The following is a 15,455-nucleotide window of genomic DNA, read 5'->3' on the forward strand; positions in this document are numbered from 1 at the left end:
CGCGGGACCGTGACGCGGGCCGGGACATGGAGCCGGGACGCGGGCCGGGACACGGAGCCGGGCCGTCAGCGCAGGTAGAAGATCCGGTCCGCGTGTTCGGCCATCACCCGGGCGTTCCACTCGTGGCCCCCGTCCACGTTCCCCGAGCGCAGCAGGGGCGGGGTGACGCCGCGGGCGGCCAGCGCGCCCACGGCCGAGGCGACGACGGCCTGCATGATCGCGCCGGTCACCACCGTCGAGGCGGGGGCGAAGGGGGCGCCGACGCCGTCCGCCGTCAGCTCCGCGTCGCCCACCGCGATCTTGCTGTCGACGACGACGTCGCAGTGGTCCTTCAGGAAGGTGCCCGACGGGTTGCGCGGCGAGGTGGCCGACGCGTACGCCACCGAGGTCACGCCGATCACCCTCAGGCCGAGCTCCCGGGCGCGGGAGGCCATCTCCACCGGCAGCGCGTTGCGGCCCGACAGGGAGATCACCACCAGTACGTCGCCGGCCCGCGCGGGAGAGGTCTCCAGCACGGCCGAGGCCAGTCCCTCCACCCGTTCCAGCGCGCTGCCCAGCGTCGCGGGCACCACGTCGACGCCGACCGCGCCGGGCACGGGCAGGAGGTTCAGCACTGCGAGGCCGCCCGCCCGGTAGACCACGTCCTGGGCCGGCAGGGAGGAGTGGCCCGCGCCGAAGGCGAAGACGCGGCCGCCGCCGGTGAAGGCGTCGGCGATCAGCGCCCCGGCCGCCGAGATGCTGCCGGCCTCCTCCTTGCGGACCCGCTCCAGCAGGCCGATGGCCGCGTCGATGAACCGCTCGGCCGGGCTGCTCCCGTCCGCCGTCCCGCCTGCCGCCCCGTCCGCAGCCCTGTCCGCCGTCCCGCCCATCGCCCCGGCCTCCCGTCGTGTGCCGCCGTCGTACGGCCCCGGCGCGCGTCCGGCCGCATGCCCCGGTGAACGCTCCGGCGCGCGCCCCGGAACATCCCGTGACGCCGCGATCACGGTGAGGTCTGGACCAGTGCGCTGTCAATACGCCGCGCTTCGGTACGGCGTACGGACGGCCTCCGGCGGACCGGGAACGGTTGTCGGCTCCATGCGTCAGAATTGGTTCCCAGGGCCACCGCACGAGCTGACGAGGGGCACGATGTCCGGACTCATCGACACCACGGAGATGTATCTCCGTACCATCCTGGAGCTGGAGGAGGAGGGCGTGGTCCCCATGCGTGCCCGTATCGCCGAGCGGCTCGACCAGAGCGGCCCGACGGTGAGCCAGACGGTGGCCCGCATGGAGCGTGACGGCCTGGTCCGGGTCGCCGGCGACCGGCACCTGGAGCTGACCGAGGAGGGGCGGCGGCTGGCCACGCGCGTGATGCGCAAGCACCGGCTGGCCGAGTGCCTCCTGGTCGACGTGATCGGCCTGGAGTGGGAGCAGGTGCACGCCGAGGCGTGCCGCTGGGAGCACGTGATGAGCGAGGCGGTGGAACGCCGCGTGCTGGAGCTGCTGCGGCACCCCACCGAGTCTCCCTACGGCAACCCGATCCCGGGCCTCGAGGAGCTGGGCGAGCCGTCGGAGGCCGGGCCGTTCCTGAGCGACGACATGGTGAGCCTGTCGGAGCTGGACGCGGGCTCGGACGGCAAGACGGTCGTGGTGCGCCGGATCGGCGAGCCGATCCAGACGGACGCCCAGCTGATGTACACGCTGCGGCGGGCCGGTGTGCAGCCGGGCGCCGTGGTCAGCGTGACGCCGGGGGCGGGCGGCGGTGTTCAGGTCGGCAGCGGCGGCGAGGCGGCGGAGCTGACCGCCGACGTCGCCACGCACGTGTTCGTCGCCAGGCGCTGAGGGCGGGTCGGACTGCCGGACTGCCGGACTGCCGGGAGGGTGCCCGGCGTCCGGCCTTCCGGCGGTCCGGCCTTCCGACGGTCCGGGGTTGCGCGGAACGCGAGTGGCGGGGACCGTGTCGTGGCACGCTTTCGGTGACGCGTACGGGAAGACGGAAGGGGAGCCGTCCATGGGGCTGTCGTACCACCGGGGCCCCGGCGCCGTCGTCGGCCGCCGGGGCCCCGCCTCCCCGTGTCCCCCCGTTCCGCCGCCCCCCTGTGCGACCCTGAGCCCCGAACTCCCAGGGTCGCTCCCCGCGGGCCCCTGTCCCCGAGCGGCCCGCCTCCCGGTAGCTGTCTCCCCTCGGCCCGGCCGAACGACACTCGCTGAGTGTCACTCAAAAGAGGGGTGTTGCACGTCAGATGGGCTTGTTCGAATAAAGGTTCGATAGCGTGAGGCCGGCAGACGACGAGGCAGGCGCACGACACGGACGGGAGGGATGGGGGTGCCAGGACGCATGGTTCGACGCATCAACGTCAGGGGAGCGGACGGTCTGCGGCTCGCGGCCTGGGAGTTCGCCGACCCGCCCAAGGGCACGCTGCCGGGGGGCGACGGGCAGGCTCCGGGCGTGCTGCTGCTGCACGGCCTGATGGGCCGCGGCTCGCACTGGGCCTCCACCGCCCGCTGGCTCTCCGGGCGTTACCGCGCCGTCTGCCTGGACCAGCGCGGACACGGCCGCAGCGACAAGCCGACCGACGGCCCGTTCGGCCGCGAGGCGTACGTCGCCGACGCCGAGGCGGTCATCGAGCAGCTCGGTCTGGCGCCCGTGGCGCTCGTCGGGCACGGGATGGGCGCACTGACGGCCTGGCAGCTCGCGGCCAAGCGCCCCGACCTGGTGCGCGCCGTGGTGATCTGCGACATGCGGGCCTCGGCGCTGGGCAAGCGCTCCCAGCGCGACTGGGAGCAGTGGCTCGCGACCTGGCCGGTGCCCTTCGCCACGCTCGCGGACGTCCGCAGGTGGTTCGGCGAGGAGGACCCGCTTCTGGATCGCCCGAGCCCCTCGCGCGGCGAGTTCTTCACCGAGGTGATGGCCGAGCGGATGGACGGCTGGCGTCCGGTGTTCTCGCGCCGCCAGGTGCTGATGATCCGCCAGGAATGGGTGCACGAGGCGCACTGGGAGGAGCTGGCCCTGGTGCGCTGCCCGGCCCTGGTGGTCCGCGGTATCGACGGGGAACTCGGGCGCGCCGAGGCCCAGGAGATGGTCCGGGTGCTGCCCCAGGGCGTCTACGCCGAGGTCGCCGACGCGGGCCACCTCGTCCACTACGACCAGCCGGAGCAGTGGCGGCAGGCCGTCGAACCCTTCCTCCAGGGCGCGCTCCCGGCCTGAGCGGCACCGGCCGGGCGGACCGGCGCCGGAGGCCGGGGCGCGAGGGCCGGGCGGCCGGCCGTGGACCGGCCGCCGGATGCGTTCTCCCCGCCGCTCCCGGGCCCCCGTTCCCGGGGCCTCCGTTTCCCGTGCCCGCCGCCGTGGAACGCCGGGCACGGGCCGGTCCGAGGCCGGTCAGCGCGCGCGTGCCGCGGCGGCGTCGCGGCCGCAGGCGTAGGCCAGCGGCCGGACGATCTCCTCGATGTCGGGGAGCCGGTGCCCGGCGTCCTCCGGCTGCCGTACCCACAGCACCGCGCCGCGGGCGCCCACCCGGGTCGGCGGGGCCGCCACCCAGTCGCCGTCGCCCCGCGCGGTCATGTCGACACCGCTGGGCGACCAGCCCAGTCCCCGCACCAGGTCCGGCAGCCTGGCCGCGCCGCCGGGCAGGACGAAGAAGAGCATCCGCCCGTCCGGAGTGCCGGTGACCGGGCCGGACGCCAGGCCCATGCGCTCCATACGGGCCAGGGCCAGGCAGCCCGTGGTCTCCGGCACCTCGATCGCGTCGAAGGCCCGCCCGGTCGGCAGCAGCACCGACGCGTGGGGCCGGTCGGCCCACATGCGGCGCACGGCCGTGGCGCCGCCGGTGGCCTGCGCCGCCCAGTCGGGGCGCATGGGGTGTGCGCCGGGCGCCCCGCAGTTCGCCGCGCCGCACGAGCAGCGCGGTATGCCCCCCGCGGTCTCCAGCCACGCGCCGGGGAACACGTCCCACAGTTGTTCCCTCGTGTAGCGCACCGCGTGCTCGACCATCGGGCTCTGCGGGCCCGGGCCGGACGGCGCGCCGCCGTGTCGTCCGGTGATGTCGGGACCGGTCGCGACCGCGGTTGTCGCTGTTGTGATGTTCATGGGCTCCTCCACGATGATCACAACTTCCTCCATGACGAAGGGTTACGGCTTGGGGATCGATTCGTCTGAGGCATCGTTCCGGCACACGGGGCGCACAGGTGCATGGGCGGGGGCGCGTGCATGAACGGACGGCCTCGGATGGGTAGTTCCCTGTGCGGCACGACGCCGGAAATCTTGGCATATGCGCCCGGCGGCGCGGTCGAGGCGCCCGGAGCACCCGGAGCACCCGGAGCGCTGGACCGGGCAGAGCAGGCAGAGCAGGCAGAGCAGGCACAAGAGCACTCGCAAGAGCAGCCGCAGCAGACGGCGTGGTCGGAAGGACGGCGCGGTCAGGACAGGCAGCACGCAGAGGGAGGGGACCGTATGGCCGCGAGGCCGCTGGTCGCACGGCAGCCGAACGAACGGCTGCAGGCGCTCATCCAGGAGGCAGGCTGTTCCAACGCCGGGCTGGCCCGCCGCGTCAACATGTGCGGGGCGGAGCAGGGGCTCGACCTGCGCTACGACAAGACCTCCGTCGCCCGCTGGCTGCGCGGCCAGCAGCCGCGCGGCCGGGCCCCGGCGGTCATCGCCGAGGCGCTGGGGCGCAAGCTCGGCCGGACGGTGACGGTCGAGGAGATCGGCATGGCGGGCGGCCGGAACACGGCCGCCGGTATCGGCCTCCGGTTCGCGCCCACCGTCTCCGGCGCCGTCGAGCAGGCGAGCGAGCTGTGGCGCAGCGACGTGGGGCGCCGCGATCTGCTCGCCGCGCGGTCGGGGGCGTTCTCCGCGCTGGTCGAGCCCAGCCGCGACTGGCTCATCTCCGCCCCGGACCCCGAGGTGGAGCGCCGTACCGGCCCGAGGGTGGGGGCATCGGACGTCGCGGCCGTACGGGACACCACCGCGGCCCTGTCGGAGCTGGACCACCGCTACGGCAGCGGCCATGTGCGGCCGGTGGTCGTCCACTACCTCAACAGCGTGGTCTCCGGGCTGCTGACGGGCTCCTACACGGAGGCGGTGGGGCGCGAGCTGTTCGCCGCGGTCGCCCGGCTGACCGAACTCGCGGGCTACATGGCCGTGGACACCGGGCAGCCAGGCCTGGCCCAGCGGTACTACATCCAGGCGCTGCGGCTGGCCCAGGCCGCGGACGACCGCGCGTACGGCGGCTATGTGCTCGCCGCGGGCATGAGCCACCTCGCGGCCTCGCTGGGCACCCCCCGGGAGATAGCCCAGCTCGCGAGAGCCGCCCAGGAGGGCACGAGGGGCCGGGTGACCCCGCGGGCGCAGGCGATGTTCCACGCGGCGGAGGCGCGCGGCCACGCGCTGATGGGCGACGCCCGCACCTGCCAGCTCGCCGCGGGGCGGGCGCTGGCGGCGTTCGACCGGGCGGAGTCGGCGACGGACGCGGGCGACGACCCGGAGTGGATCGGCCACTTCGACGCCGCCTACCTGGCCGACGAACTCGCCCACTGCCACCGGGACCTGAACCAGCCCACCCCCGCCCAGCGCCGCGCCGAGGAGGCCCTGGCGGGCCATCCGGAACGGCGTGCGCGGCGGCGGGCGATCGACCTGCTGCTGCTCGCCACCGCGCGGCTCCAGCAGCGTGAGCTGGAACACGCCTGCCATGCGGGAGCGCAGGCGGCGGAGCTGCTGAACGGCCTGCGCTCGCAGAGGGGTTCGGAGTACCTGGAGGACTTCCGGGCGCGGCTGGAGCCCCACCGGGAGGAGCCCGTGGTCAGGGAGTTCGCGCAGCGGCTGGAGCCGGCGGCGTGAGGGGAGCGGGGAAGGGGGCGGCACAGGGCGGCGAGGAAGGCGAGGAAGAGGAAGGGGGACGGTGAGGTTTCGCCCCGGCCGGTGGTGGGGAGAATGTGCAGCCCTTCCGGGGGCGTGGTCGATCGTGTGAATGACCGGGTAGCGTGAGCCGACGAATTCGCAGTCGTGTTTTGGTAGTCAGGCGAACGAGGAGTCCCGGTGACGACGCACAGCCGACAGGGCGACGAGGCGCGTGAGGGTGTTGTCCTGCCGTCGAACGGTGACCGGTGGACTCCCGGTCACGGCGACTCCCAGGTGAGCCCGCCGGCGGGGCAGCCCTGGGGGCAGCCGTGGGGCCCTGCCGCCCCGTCCGGGCAGCAGGGGCAGCCGGCCCCGCCCCCGGGCGGGCCGGCTCCCCAGCCGCAGCCGCCGCAGTACCAGCCGCAGTACCAGCCGCCGAGCCCGCCGCCGCAGCCTCCGGTGGCCGGTGCCGTGCCCGGGGCCGCCGACGAGACGCAGCTCCTGCCCCCGATGACCCCGTCCGGCCCGGCGCCCCACGCTCCTCAGGCGCCCCACGCTCCTCAGCCCTCCCACGCTCCTCAGGCTGCGCCGGGAGCTCCGGGCTCGCCGGGTGCCCAGGGTGGCCGGGGCGGTCAGGAGAGCCTGGACGACGCCACCCGGGTCCTGCGGCCGGTCACCGGCGGCACGCCCCCGGAGCGCGACACCGAGAGCACCACGATGCTGCGCAGGCCGCTGCCGCCCGAAGGCGTGCCCGCCGCCTCGCGCCCGGTGCCTCCGCCGCCCGCCGGGGCCCCGTACGGGATACGCCCCGGCGCCCCCGGCGACCGCACCACCCCGCCCTCGGACTTCGACGGCCTGTTCCGGGGCGGCGCACAGCCCGGTGTCCAGCCGGGCGCCCAGCCCGCAGACGCCACCCAGCAGCTTCCGCCCATCGACGCGGGGACCGCACAGCCCTCCTACGGCGGCGGCCACGGCGGATACGGCGGCCCCGGTGGCCACGGGGACGGCGGCCGGGCCACCGGCGGGCGGCGCGGTCTGCCGCGTGCCGCCGTCGCCGGGCTCGTCGTCGCCGGACTCGTCACCGCCGGGCTGGCCGCGGGCGCGGCGCTGAGCGGCGGTGACAAGCCGGTGGAGCAGCCGCGGGCGGAGGCGCCGGCCCCCGCCGAGCCCGAGCGGTCGCCGTCCCCCTCGGCCGACCCGGCGGAGGCCCAGGCCAAGGAACTGGACAAGCTGCTCGCGGACAGCAACAACAGCCGCAACGCGGTCATCCGGTCGGTCGAGAACATCAAGAAGTGCGAGAACCTGGGCAAGGCCGCCACCGATCTGCGCGACGCCGCCCGGCAGCGCAACGACCTGGTCACCAGGCTGGGCGAGATCGAGATCGACGAACTGCCCAGGCACCAGGAGCTGGCCGACGCGCTCACCGATGCGTGGAAGGCGTCGGCCGCCGCGGACAACCACTACGCCGCGTGGGCCGACCAGGTCGCGGGGAAGGAGGGCTGCCGCAAGGGCCAGGCCCGGATCACCGACCGGACCGCTCAGGGCAACAAGGCCAGCGGCGACGCCACGGCGGCCAAGAAGAAGGCGGCCGGACTGTGGAATCCGACCGCCCGCCGGTACGGCCTGCCCGAGAGGCAGTTCAGCCAGCTCTGACCACGTGCCCGGTCCCGTTCCCGGTGGTGGCCGGGGCCGGGCTCCCGGGCCCGGTCCGGAGCCGTGCCGCGCGCGTGCCTCAGCTGCCGCCCGGCACGGTCTCCAGGGTGTCGCGCACGTCGACGAAGCCCTTGCGGGCCGGGGCCAGCGTGCCCTTCCTGATCTGCTGGAAGGTCACCATCGCGTTGACCAGCCGCGGATGGTCGCGAACGGCCAGCATGTCGTCGTAGCGCCAGCTCAGCTGCGGTGTCAGGTCTCCGGTGTCCACCGGGGGCATGGTCTCCAGGGCGCGCCGGACGGTCCTGGCGGTGACGGGCCCCTCGGTGTGCTCCAGCGCCGCCCGCAGCACGGTGTACGCGATCCAGGTGGTCTGGACGCCGGGGTCGGCGGCGTCGATCCGGTTGTCGCCGAAGGCGTGCTCGCGGATGACGCTCTTCATCTGCGCCCAGCGCGGGTCGGAGGAGACCGGGTACCAGCCGGTGGCGTACGCGCCCTCCCACTGGCTGTCCGGGCCGCCCGTCCGGTCCACGAGCGACTGCTGCACGCTGCCGAGCACCGAGGCGATCCGCACTCCGGGGCCGTCCTCGCGCAGCCGCCTGAAGGAGTCGAAGAAGGTGTCGGTACGGCCGCCGAGCACGGCGGTGACGCAGGCACCCTCCGCCTCGTCCCCCGCGGTGCCGTCCGCACCGCCGGCGGCCCGGGCCCCGCCGCCGTCCTCCGCCAGGCCCACTCCGGCCAGGGCGCGCCTGGCGTGCTCGGTGTAGGCGGAGGCGTCCTCCGGGGCGCGGATGTCGGCCGCCGGACCCCGGTCGCCGGCGGTGGCCAGGCCGGCGTTGAGCAGCCGGGGGAGCTGGTCGCCCGAGACGGTGTCGGGGCGTACGAGCGAGACCCGCTCGCAGTGGTCGGCGAGCTGGTGGCCGTTCCCGGCGAGCAGGGTGGCCTGGCCCCCGTTGACCGGGTACGACAGCGGGCTGGTGAACTCCTCGTCCGTCACGCCGTAACCGCCGAGGTAGGGGATGCCGGCCGACTCCAGGGCCGTCATGAACGTACGGCCGTGCTGGCTGTACGAGCCGACGACCGCGGCGACCTCCTCGGTGCGGGCGCGGTCGGCGCACCGCGCGGCGCCCACCGAGTCGTTGTGATCGTTGCAGGTGAGAACACGGAGTGTCCGCCCGTTGATGCCCCCGGTGGCGTTCACCCAGCGCGCATATGCCTGTGCCATAGCCGGCATACCGGGCATGTTGGTGGCCTCGGTCCCCTCCGGGGCCCAAGTCATCACGGTCACAGTGCCCTCGTCGGCCCTCGCGTCACCGGGCAGCATGCCGCAGCCGGTGAGCAGTGAAGTGCAGATCCCCGTGGTGGCGGCGAGAGCGGCCATGGTCCTAGCGGAACGTTTGCTACGCCATGCGGTCATGACCCCGAACGATTCCGCCGCGGCTGTAACGGACGAGTGATGAACAGACAACGCGGAGCAACGGCGAGGTGAACAGGCGGGGGGTGCGCGGATCCGTCCGGTGCGGAACGTACGATCGACGACCGTGCAGGGACAACAGGGTGAGCCACAGCAGGGCGAGCAGAGCGGGCAGGGCCGGCAGGGTCAGGAGAGGTCTTCCCGCCGCGGCGGTCGTTCGAGCACCATGGACGGCATGCCGCCCAAAGACATGCCCTGGTGGCGCTGGCGCAGCAACGTGCGCTCGGCGCTGCACATGCTCTCCGACCCCGTCTTCCAGCGGGAGTGCTGGCTGACGGGCCTGCCCGGGTACGGCGACGTCACGGACGCCGTCTACCGCCTGGTCGAGGACACCTGGCTGGACAACTGGTCCGCGGACAAGTACATCGGCACGATCTTCCGCGACGCACAGGAGGCCGCGCTCGTCGACGTCGCGGTGCTGCGCGTCCTGCGGATCATGCACCAGGTCGGGGCGGACGCCCCGGTGGCCGCCTATCTGGAGCACCCGGGCTGGCCGGAGGCCGTCCACGCGGCGCGCGACGCCCACGTCCTGCTCTCCGCCAACGACGGCGAGGACCCGGACCGCCCGCCCCACTCGCTGGACGTGCTGGCGGCCATGCTGCGGGCCGCCTGACCCCCGGTCCCGCCCCGGCGCCACGCCGCCCCGTCCCGACCTCGTCCGCCCCCGTCCCGACCTCGTCCGCCCCGGCCCCGTTCCCACCGGCGGGGACCGGTCACGGCGCCCGGCCCGGATGTGCCACGCTTGTGCGCATGAGCCAGCCGCAGCCCACCGCAGCGCCCGAGAAGCCCGAGCAGTACGTCCTGACGTTGTCGTGCCCGGACAAACAGGGCATCGTGCACGCCGTCTCCAGCTACCTCTTCATGACCGGCTGCAACATCGAGGACAGCCGGCAGTTCGGGGACCACGACACCGGGCTGTTCTTCATGCGGGTGCACTTCAGCGCGGAGGCCCCGGTGACCGTGGAGAAGCTGCGGGCGAGCTTCGCGGCGGTGGGCGACTCCTTCCAGATGGACTGGCAGATCCACCGCGCCGACGAGCGGATGCGCGTCGTCCTCATGGTCAGCAGGTTCGGGCACTGCCTGAACGACCTGCTGTTCCGCACGCGCATCGGCGCGCTGCCGATCGAGATCGTGGCCGTGGTCTCCAACCACACCGACTTCGAGGAGCTGGTCTCCTCCTACGGCATCCCCTTCCACCACATCCCGGTCACCAGGGAGACCAAGCCTCAGGCGGAGGCGCGGCTGCTGGAGATCGTCCGGGAGGAGGGCGTGGAGCTGGTGGTGCTGGCCCGCTACATGCAGGTGATCTCGGACGAGCTGTGCAAGGAGCTGTCGGGCCGGATCATCAACATCCACCACTCCTTCCTGCCGAGCTTCAAGGGCGCCAAGCCCTACCACCAGGCCCACGCGCGCGGTGTGAAACTGATCGGCGCCACGGCGCACTACGTCACCGCCGAGCTGGACGAGGGCCCGATCATCGAGCAGGAGGTGGAGCGCGTCGGGCACGAGCTCACCCCCGAGCAGCTCGTGGCGGTCGGCCGGGACGTGGAGTGCCAGGCGCTGGCCCGCGCGGTGAAGTGGCACAGCGAGCACCGCGTACTGCTCAACGGCCACCGCACGGTCGTCTTCGACTGACGCTCCCGCCCGCGGCCCCGCCGTGCCCGCGCCGAGGCGGGCCGGCGGACGGGGCCGGACGGGGTCACATCCGGGAGAGCGAGGCCACGGCCCGCAGGGTGTCGCCGACCGCCTCGTCGTCGCCCTCCCGGCCCGCGGCCGCCTCCCGCGGCGGTACGTGGCCCGCGGCCAGCCGGCAGAACTCCGTGTCCTCCAGCGCGAGACGGGCCACCGTGTGCTCCGGGGAGGCGAGGGCGGCCGGGGAGTCCAGGGGGATGTACCAGTCGCCGCCGCCCCGGCCCCCGATCTCCAGACGGAGGGTGCGGCCCGGAGCGCCCGCCGCCGTCAGCCGGCGCGGCGGTGCGGCCAGCCCGGCGCGGCGCCGCGCCGCGATGGCCTCCGGAAGCCGCCGGGCGATGAAGTCGACCATGCGGGCCAGGTGTTCGGGCGCGGGCGGCTCGTACGGGTAGTCGACCGCCGTGGCGATGTCCTCCGCGTGGATCCAGCACGCGAACGCCCGCCCGGCCAGCGCGTCGCGCAACGGGCGCCGGAACTCGGCGAAGTCCACCGGCAGATCGGCCTCGTGGGCGTGCAGGGCCGCGGTGCGCACGATGTTCCGGGTCTGGGTGCGCCACTTGTTCCGCACGAACGGCGGCCCGTGCGCGCGGCACCGCTCGACCGCCGTCTCCGTGCGGTCGCCCACGGTGCGCGGGGCGCCGGGGCCGAGGGGGTCGTCCAGCCCGAGCGCGGTGGCCACCAGGCCGTCCACCGAACCGAGGTGGGCGAGCACCCCGCACAGCGTCAGCGTGCGCTCGCCGGTCGCCCAGTGCAGCCGGACCGGGGTGTTCCACTCCGCCTCGCCCATGTCGCGCAGCAGCGCGTCGAGCCGCGCGGTCTCGGCGTCGTACGGCGCCGCCCACTCCGGCAGGGGCGTGTGGGCCGGGCGTCGGCGCAGGCACTCGTCCAGCACCCGCGAACGCAGCAGCGGGCCCGGGTCCAGGCTCTCCTCTCGGTGCATCAGCCCCACGGCGTCCCGCAGTTGACGCGCCTCCTCGGCGCAGGGCGGGCACCGGGGCAGATGCGCCTCGACGGCGGCGGTCTCCTCGGGCGAGCAGACCGCCAGGGCCCACACGCCCAGCAGGGACTTCAGGGCGAGGTGCTCGTCCGGGGAGGTGCGGCCGGCCTCGGCGGCGCTCTCTTCACCGTCCTCCGCGGCCGCCGGCCCGGACACCGGCCCGGCCGCCCGCCCGGCGTCCCGGCCCCCGGCGGGACTCACGAGGCCTTCTCCGTTCCGTTCCCCGCGGGCGGACGCGGCGGGTGGGGGGCCGGGCGGGCGGCGGCCGTGGAGAGCAACTGCAGCCCCAACCTCATCCGCCGCCGCGCCTCGCCCTCGCTGACGCCCAGTTCGGCGGCGGCCTCGCGGTAGTCCCGGCGCCCCACGTACGCCAGCTCCAGGGCCGTCCGCAGCGAGCCGGGCATGGCGGTGACCATGCGATCGGCGCGGGCGGCGGCGGACGCGGCACGGATCCGCTCCTCCAGCCGGGCCCGCGACTCCGGGGCGAGGGAGATCGCGTCCAGGTGCCGCAGCGCCCGCCGCTGGGTGAGCTCGGTCAGCCACAGGCGCAGCGAGCCGCGCTCCGGCTCGTACGCCCCGGGGTCCGCCCAGACCTCGGCGAAGACCTCCGCCACGACGCGGTCCGCGGCCTCCTCGTCGTCCAGGAAGCGGTGGGCGAGGCCGCGCACCACGGAGGCGTGACCGTCGTACAGCTCCGCCAGCGCGGACTCCTCGCCCTGCACCAGCCGCCGCCGCATCTCGTGGTCCCGGTGAGGACTTGTCGTGCCGGGTGTCCCGTCGGGCGTCTCGTTCGGCATCCTCCACCCCCCAGCCTGCTGCTCATCTCGAATGTAATGGCAGAAGCTGACAGGATGCCTCCCTTTACGGCAGTGTGCTCCTCCACACGGTTGCGCATGGTCGCGGACCGGTCACTTCGTGCGCCTTCGTGTTGATCGGGACCGTTCGGTCCTGTCCGGATCCGGTGGTGTGTTACGCGGGTGTGACCGGAAGTGGGGAGAGGCGGTGACCCGGTTCGGCATAGGGTCGAGGTCTGCAGGTGTCGTGACGATGCCCGGCAGGGGCGGTCGGCGAGGGGGCAGGGCGGGAAGGGAACGTTCCGGTCGGTGTCGGCGGATGAAGGGACTACGGGCACGTGTCGTTGAAGGTGATCGGGGAGGACCGGGGGGAGTGGGCCGTGCTGCGGGTGTCGGGTGAGCTGGATCTCGTCACCTCTCCCGTGGTCCGTCAGCATGTGCACGACGCCGTGGCCGACGGCCGCCGCAGCCTCGTACTGGACCTGTCGCAGGTGCTGTTCTGCGACTCCAGCGGCGTCGGCGTCCTCATAGCGTCGCGCAGGCTGATGCGCTCGTGCGCCGGCCGCCTCAGGCTGATCCTCCCCGCCCAGGGCGCGGTGGACGGATCCCACGTCAACCGGGTCCTCGCCGCGCTCGGCGTCCGCAGGCTCTTCGACTGCTACCCGGACCTCGACGAGGCGACGGACGACGCCGCCAGCCCGCTCAGCGCCTGACCCCTTCCCCGCCGCGCCGGTGCGGTGCCCGTCTCAGGGGGCTCGCCCACACAGGGCGCCGCCGCCGGGACGAAGCCCTCGACGGCCTGTTTCGATGAGATCCCGGAGGGCGTCCAGGCCCCGGCGTGCCAACTCCTCGCCGTACGCGGTCGTCCGGCGCCGGAACGCGTAGGTGATACCCGAGCCCGGCGGGGCGCCGAGGACGGCGATGAGCGCCGCCGTCGCTTCCACGACCCGAGTCGATCACGAAAAGCGGTCGAGGGAAGGGGAGTTGGCGATTGCGGGCGCATCCGGTCGCATATCGGCGCGTCCGGTGGTGCGCCGCGGCCGACCGCCGCGCGCCGGAGCGCGTTCCGCCCGCCGGGCTCGGATGTTCGACTCCCCGGCCCGGGCGTCGCACAGTATGCGGTGTCACTACTCCTTTGCGCCGGAATATGCCCGAAGCGCTTGTTGCCGCGGCGCCGGTTCCAGCACTCTGTGCGACACCGGGGGAACGGACAGTGGCCTCGCGTCGGCGTGAGGCCGTGCGGACCCGGGCCATGGACGGTGTGAAGGGTGCAGATGCTTCAGGTTCAGCTGGAGGTCGGAAGCGATCCCAGGGAGGTGAGCAGAGCCCGCAGATGGGCCCGGTCGAGACTGGCCGGTTTCGGCATGGAGCCGGACGAGTCCATGGTGGAGACGCTGGTGCTGCTGGTATCGGAACTGGTGACCAACGCCGTCGTCCACACCGGGCGCCCCGCGGTGCTGCGCATGCTCCTCTCCGGGTGCCTCGTGGCGGGGGGAGGGACCGTGCGCATCGAGGTCGCCGACACCAGCAGCAGCCCGCCGCTGCGGCGGCGGGCCGAGGGGGACGCCACCGGCGGACGCGGTCTGGAACTGGTCGTCGGGCTCGCCGACCGCTGGGGCTGGCTCCACGAGGGCGCGGGCAAGCGCATCTGGTGCGAACTGGACCGCGGCAGCGGTGCGGTGGCCGAGAGCGCGGACGCCCGGGACGCCGGGGACACCGGAAGGGCCGCGGCCCGTACCGCCCCGCGCGGGGCCTACGACGAGCCGCGGGCCCAGCCGGTCCGCACCTGACGCCGCGCCGGTCCGGCCCCGGCACGACGCGGCCCCGGCGCCCTGCGCGTCAACGGCCCTCCGCCGTACGGAAGGTACGGCGGTACGCGCCCGGGGAGACGCCCAGCGCCGCCTGGAAGTGCAGCCGCAGCGAGGCCGCCGTGCCGAAGCCCGCCTCCGCGGCCACCCGCTCCACCGGCAGATCGCTGCTCTCCAGGAGGTGCCGGGCGCGCTCGACCCGCTGCCGGGTGAGCCACCGCAGCGGGCTCGTCCCGACCTCCTCGCGGAAGCGGCGGGTGAAGGTCCGTACGCTCATCGCCTCCTTGCCGGCCAACTCCCGCAGTGAGATGGGCCGTTCCAGATTGCTCAGCGCCCAGGCGCGGGCCGCGCCGGTGGTGCGGATCTGCGGCTCCGGCACGGGCCGCCGCACGTACTGCGCCTGGCCGCCGTCGCGGTGGGGCGGCACGACGGTGCGGCGGGCCACGTCGTTGGCCACCGCCGAGCCGTGGTCGAGGCGCACCATGTGCAGGCAGAGGTCGATGCCGGAGGCGACGCCGGCCGAGGTCAGTACGTCGCCGTCGTCCACGTACAGCACGTCCGGGTCCACCCGCACCGCCGGGTACATCCGCCTCAGGCGCTCGCACGACGCCCAGTGCGTCGTCGCCGGCCGCCCGTCGAGCAGCCCGGCCGCGGCCAGGACGAAGGCCCCGGTGCAGATCGAGGCGGTGCGGGTGCCGGGCCGGACGCGGGCGAGGGCCTCGGCCACGGCCGGCTCCGGACGGCCCTCGGTGTAGGCCGGGTCCTCCCCGTGGGCGGCCGGGACGATCACGGTGTCGGCCTCGGCCAGCGCCTCGGGGCCGTGCTCCACGGTGACGGCGAAGTCGGCGTCGGTGCGCACCTGCCCGGGCTCCGGTGTGCAGGTGACGACTTCGTACAGCGGCTCGCCGGCGGCCGACAGCGCCCTGCCCATGATCCGGTGCGGGATGCCGAGTTCGATGGGCAGCAGGCCGTGGCGGACGAGGACGGCGACCCGGTGGCGTCCCGGATGGCGGAAGACGGCGGGGCTCATGGCCCGATCCTTGCACACCATGTCCTCCGGGCCACTCGTTCCGCTCCGGTCCGGCGGCCAGGGTGGGGGCGTGACCCAGACACCCTGGACCCTGTCGGCCGACGGAGCGGAGGACCCGAGCGGCCCGAGCGGCGCGAACGGCGCGGCGGGCGCTCCGAGCGCCCCCGCCTCCGCGCCTCCGGCACGCCACCG

14 protein-coding genes are annotated in these 15,455 nt (G+C 74.6%); 8 read left to right on the forward strand and 6 right to left on the reverse strand.

Going from position 1 to position 15,455, the window contains the following annotated elements:
• Window positions 1-65 precede the first annotated feature (65 nt).
• Complete coding sequence (locus BMY40_RS13530; RefSeq protein ID WP_093659042.1) at window positions 66-869, reverse strand: SIS domain-containing protein; 804 nt, start codon at window positions 867-869, stop codon at window positions 66-68.
• Window positions 870-1,125: 256 nt separating this feature from the next.
• Between BMY40_RS13530 and BMY40_RS13535 the strand changes: the two genes are divergently transcribed.
• Together BMY40_RS13535 and BMY40_RS13540 are read left to right on the forward strand one after the other, a co-directional pair.
• A complete protein-coding gene (locus BMY40_RS13535; RefSeq protein WP_093659044.1) occupies window positions 1,126-1,821 on the forward strand; it encodes an iron-dependent transcriptional repressor DtxR in 696 nt (231 codons plus the stop codon).
• Window positions 1,822-2,317: 496 nt separating this feature from the next.
• The gene (locus BMY40_RS13540) at window positions 2,318-3,187 is read left to right on the forward strand and encodes an alpha/beta fold hydrolase (RefSeq protein WP_093659046.1); all 870 of its coding nucleotides are present in this window, start codon (window positions 2,318-2,320) and stop codon (window positions 3,185-3,187) included.
• Window positions 3,188-3,361: 174 nt separating this feature from the next.
• Here BMY40_RS13540 and BMY40_RS13545 read toward each other — a convergent pair whose 3' ends face one another.
• Window positions 3,362-4,102 carry a bifunctional DNA primase/polymerase gene (locus BMY40_RS13545; protein WP_425443105.1) on the reverse strand — a complete coding sequence of 247 codons (741 nt, stop codon included), beginning with the start codon at window positions 4,100-4,102 and terminating at the stop codon, window positions 3,362-3,364.
• Window positions 4,103-4,432: 330 nt separating this feature from the next.
• On the opposite strand from BMY40_RS13545, the gene BMY40_RS13550 reads away from it, so the two are divergent.
• Window positions 4,433-5,818 carry an NsdA family TPR-like regulatory protein gene (locus BMY40_RS13550; protein WP_093659048.1) on the forward strand — a complete coding sequence of 462 codons (1,386 nt, stop codon included), beginning with the start codon at window positions 4,433-4,435 and terminating at the stop codon, window positions 5,816-5,818.
• Window positions 5,819-6,016: 198 nt separating this feature from the next.
• The gene (locus BMY40_RS13555; protein ID WP_093659050.1) at window positions 6,017-7,471 is read left to right on the forward strand and encodes a hypothetical protein; all 1,455 of its coding nucleotides are present in this window, start codon (window positions 6,017-6,019) and stop codon (window positions 7,469-7,471) included.
• Window positions 7,472-7,550: 79 nt separating this feature from the next.
• On the opposite strand, the gene BMY40_RS13560 is transcribed toward BMY40_RS13555, so the two are convergent.
• Complete coding sequence (locus BMY40_RS13560; protein WP_093659052.1) at window positions 7,551-8,885, reverse strand: ABC transporter substrate-binding protein; 1,335 nt, start codon at window positions 8,883-8,885, stop codon at window positions 7,551-7,553.
• Between the two features lie 223 nt (window positions 8,886-9,108).
• On the opposite strand from BMY40_RS13560, the gene BMY40_RS13565 reads away from it, so the two are divergent.
• On the forward strand, window positions 9,109-9,555 hold the full coding sequence (locus BMY40_RS13565) for an SCO4402 family protein (protein ID WP_093659054.1): 447 nt from the start codon (window positions 9,109-9,111) through the stop codon (window positions 9,553-9,555).
• 137 nt (window positions 9,556-9,692) lie between these two features.
• Window positions 9,693-10,577 (forward strand): formyltetrahydrofolate deformylase, encoded by an 885-nt coding sequence (gene purU, locus BMY40_RS13570; RefSeq protein ID WP_093659056.1) that lies wholly within the window; start codon window positions 9,693-9,695, stop codon window positions 10,575-10,577.
• Window positions 10,578-10,641: 64 nt separating this feature from the next.
• On the opposite strand, the gene BMY40_RS13575 is transcribed toward purU, so the two are convergent.
• On the reverse strand, window positions 10,642-11,832 hold the full coding sequence (locus BMY40_RS13575; RefSeq protein WP_177213997.1) for a maleylpyruvate isomerase mycothiol-dependent enzyme family protein: 1,191 nt from the start codon (window positions 11,830-11,832) through the stop codon (window positions 10,642-10,644).
• Complete coding sequence (locus BMY40_RS13580; RefSeq protein WP_245770062.1) at window positions 11,829-12,428, reverse strand: RNA polymerase sigma factor; 600 nt, start codon at window positions 12,426-12,428, stop codon at window positions 11,829-11,831. Before BMY40_RS13580 ends, BMY40_RS13575 begins: the two co-directional genes overlap by 4 nt.
• A gap of 335 nt (window positions 12,429-12,763) precedes the next feature.
• Between BMY40_RS13580 and BMY40_RS13585 the strand changes: the two genes are divergently transcribed.
• The gene (locus BMY40_RS13585) at window positions 12,764-13,138 is read left to right on the forward strand and encodes an STAS domain-containing protein (RefSeq protein ID WP_177213998.1); all 375 of its coding nucleotides are present in this window, start codon (window positions 12,764-12,766) and stop codon (window positions 13,136-13,138) included.
• A gap of 555 nt (window positions 13,139-13,693) precedes the next feature.
• Window positions 13,694-14,215 (forward strand): ATP-binding protein, encoded by a 522-nt coding sequence (locus tag BMY40_RS13590; protein WP_093659058.1) that lies wholly within the window; start codon window positions 13,694-13,696, stop codon window positions 14,213-14,215.
• Between the two features lie 49 nt (window positions 14,216-14,264).
• On the opposite strand, the gene BMY40_RS13595 is transcribed toward BMY40_RS13590, so the two are convergent.
• Complete coding sequence (locus BMY40_RS13595) at window positions 14,265-15,263, reverse strand: GlxA family transcriptional regulator (protein WP_425443106.1); 999 nt, start codon at window positions 15,261-15,263, stop codon at window positions 14,265-14,267.
• Window positions 15,264-15,455 lie beyond the last annotated feature (192 nt).

Source organism: Streptomyces radiopugnans (genome assembly GCF_900110735.1).
Taxonomy (GTDB): domain Bacteria; phylum Actinomycetota; class Actinomycetes; order Streptomycetales; family Streptomycetaceae; genus Streptomyces; species Streptomyces radiopugnans.

Bases quoted from the DNA above. Each gene is read 5' to 3' on its own strand.
- BMY40_RS13530 (WP_093659042.1), bottom strand. From the start codon at position 869: ATGGGCGGGACGGCGGACAGGGCTGCGGACGGGGCGGCAGGCGGGACG.
- BMY40_RS13535 (WP_093659044.1), top strand. From the start codon at position 1,126: ATGTCCGGACTCATCGACACCACGGAGATGTATCTCCGTACCATCCTG.
- BMY40_RS13540 (WP_093659046.1), top strand. From the start codon at position 2,318: ATGGTTCGACGCATCAACGTCAGGGGAGCGGACGGTCTGCGGCTCGCG.
- BMY40_RS13545 (WP_425443105.1), bottom strand. From the start codon at position 4,102: ATGGAGGAAGTTGTGATCATCGTGGAGGAGCCCATGAACATCACAACA.
- BMY40_RS13550 (WP_093659048.1), top strand. From the start codon at position 4,433: ATGGCCGCGAGGCCGCTGGTCGCACGGCAGCCGAACGAACGGCTGCAG.
- BMY40_RS13560 (WP_093659052.1), bottom strand. From the start codon at position 8,885: ATGACCGCATGGCGTAGCAAACGTTCCGCTAGGACCATGGCCGCTCTC.
- BMY40_RS13565 (WP_093659054.1), top strand. From the start codon at position 9,109: ATGGACGGCATGCCGCCCAAAGACATGCCCTGGTGGCGCTGGCGCAGC.
- purU (WP_093659056.1), top strand. From the start codon at position 9,693: ATGAGCCAGCCGCAGCCCACCGCAGCGCCCGAGAAGCCCGAGCAGTAC.
- BMY40_RS13580 (WP_245770062.1), bottom strand. From the start codon at position 12,428: ATGCCGAACGAGACGCCCGACGGGACACCCGGCACGACAAGTCCTCAC.
- BMY40_RS13595 (WP_425443106.1), bottom strand. From the start codon at position 15,263: ATGAGCCCCGCCGTCTTCCGCCATCCGGGACGCCACCGGGTCGCCGTC.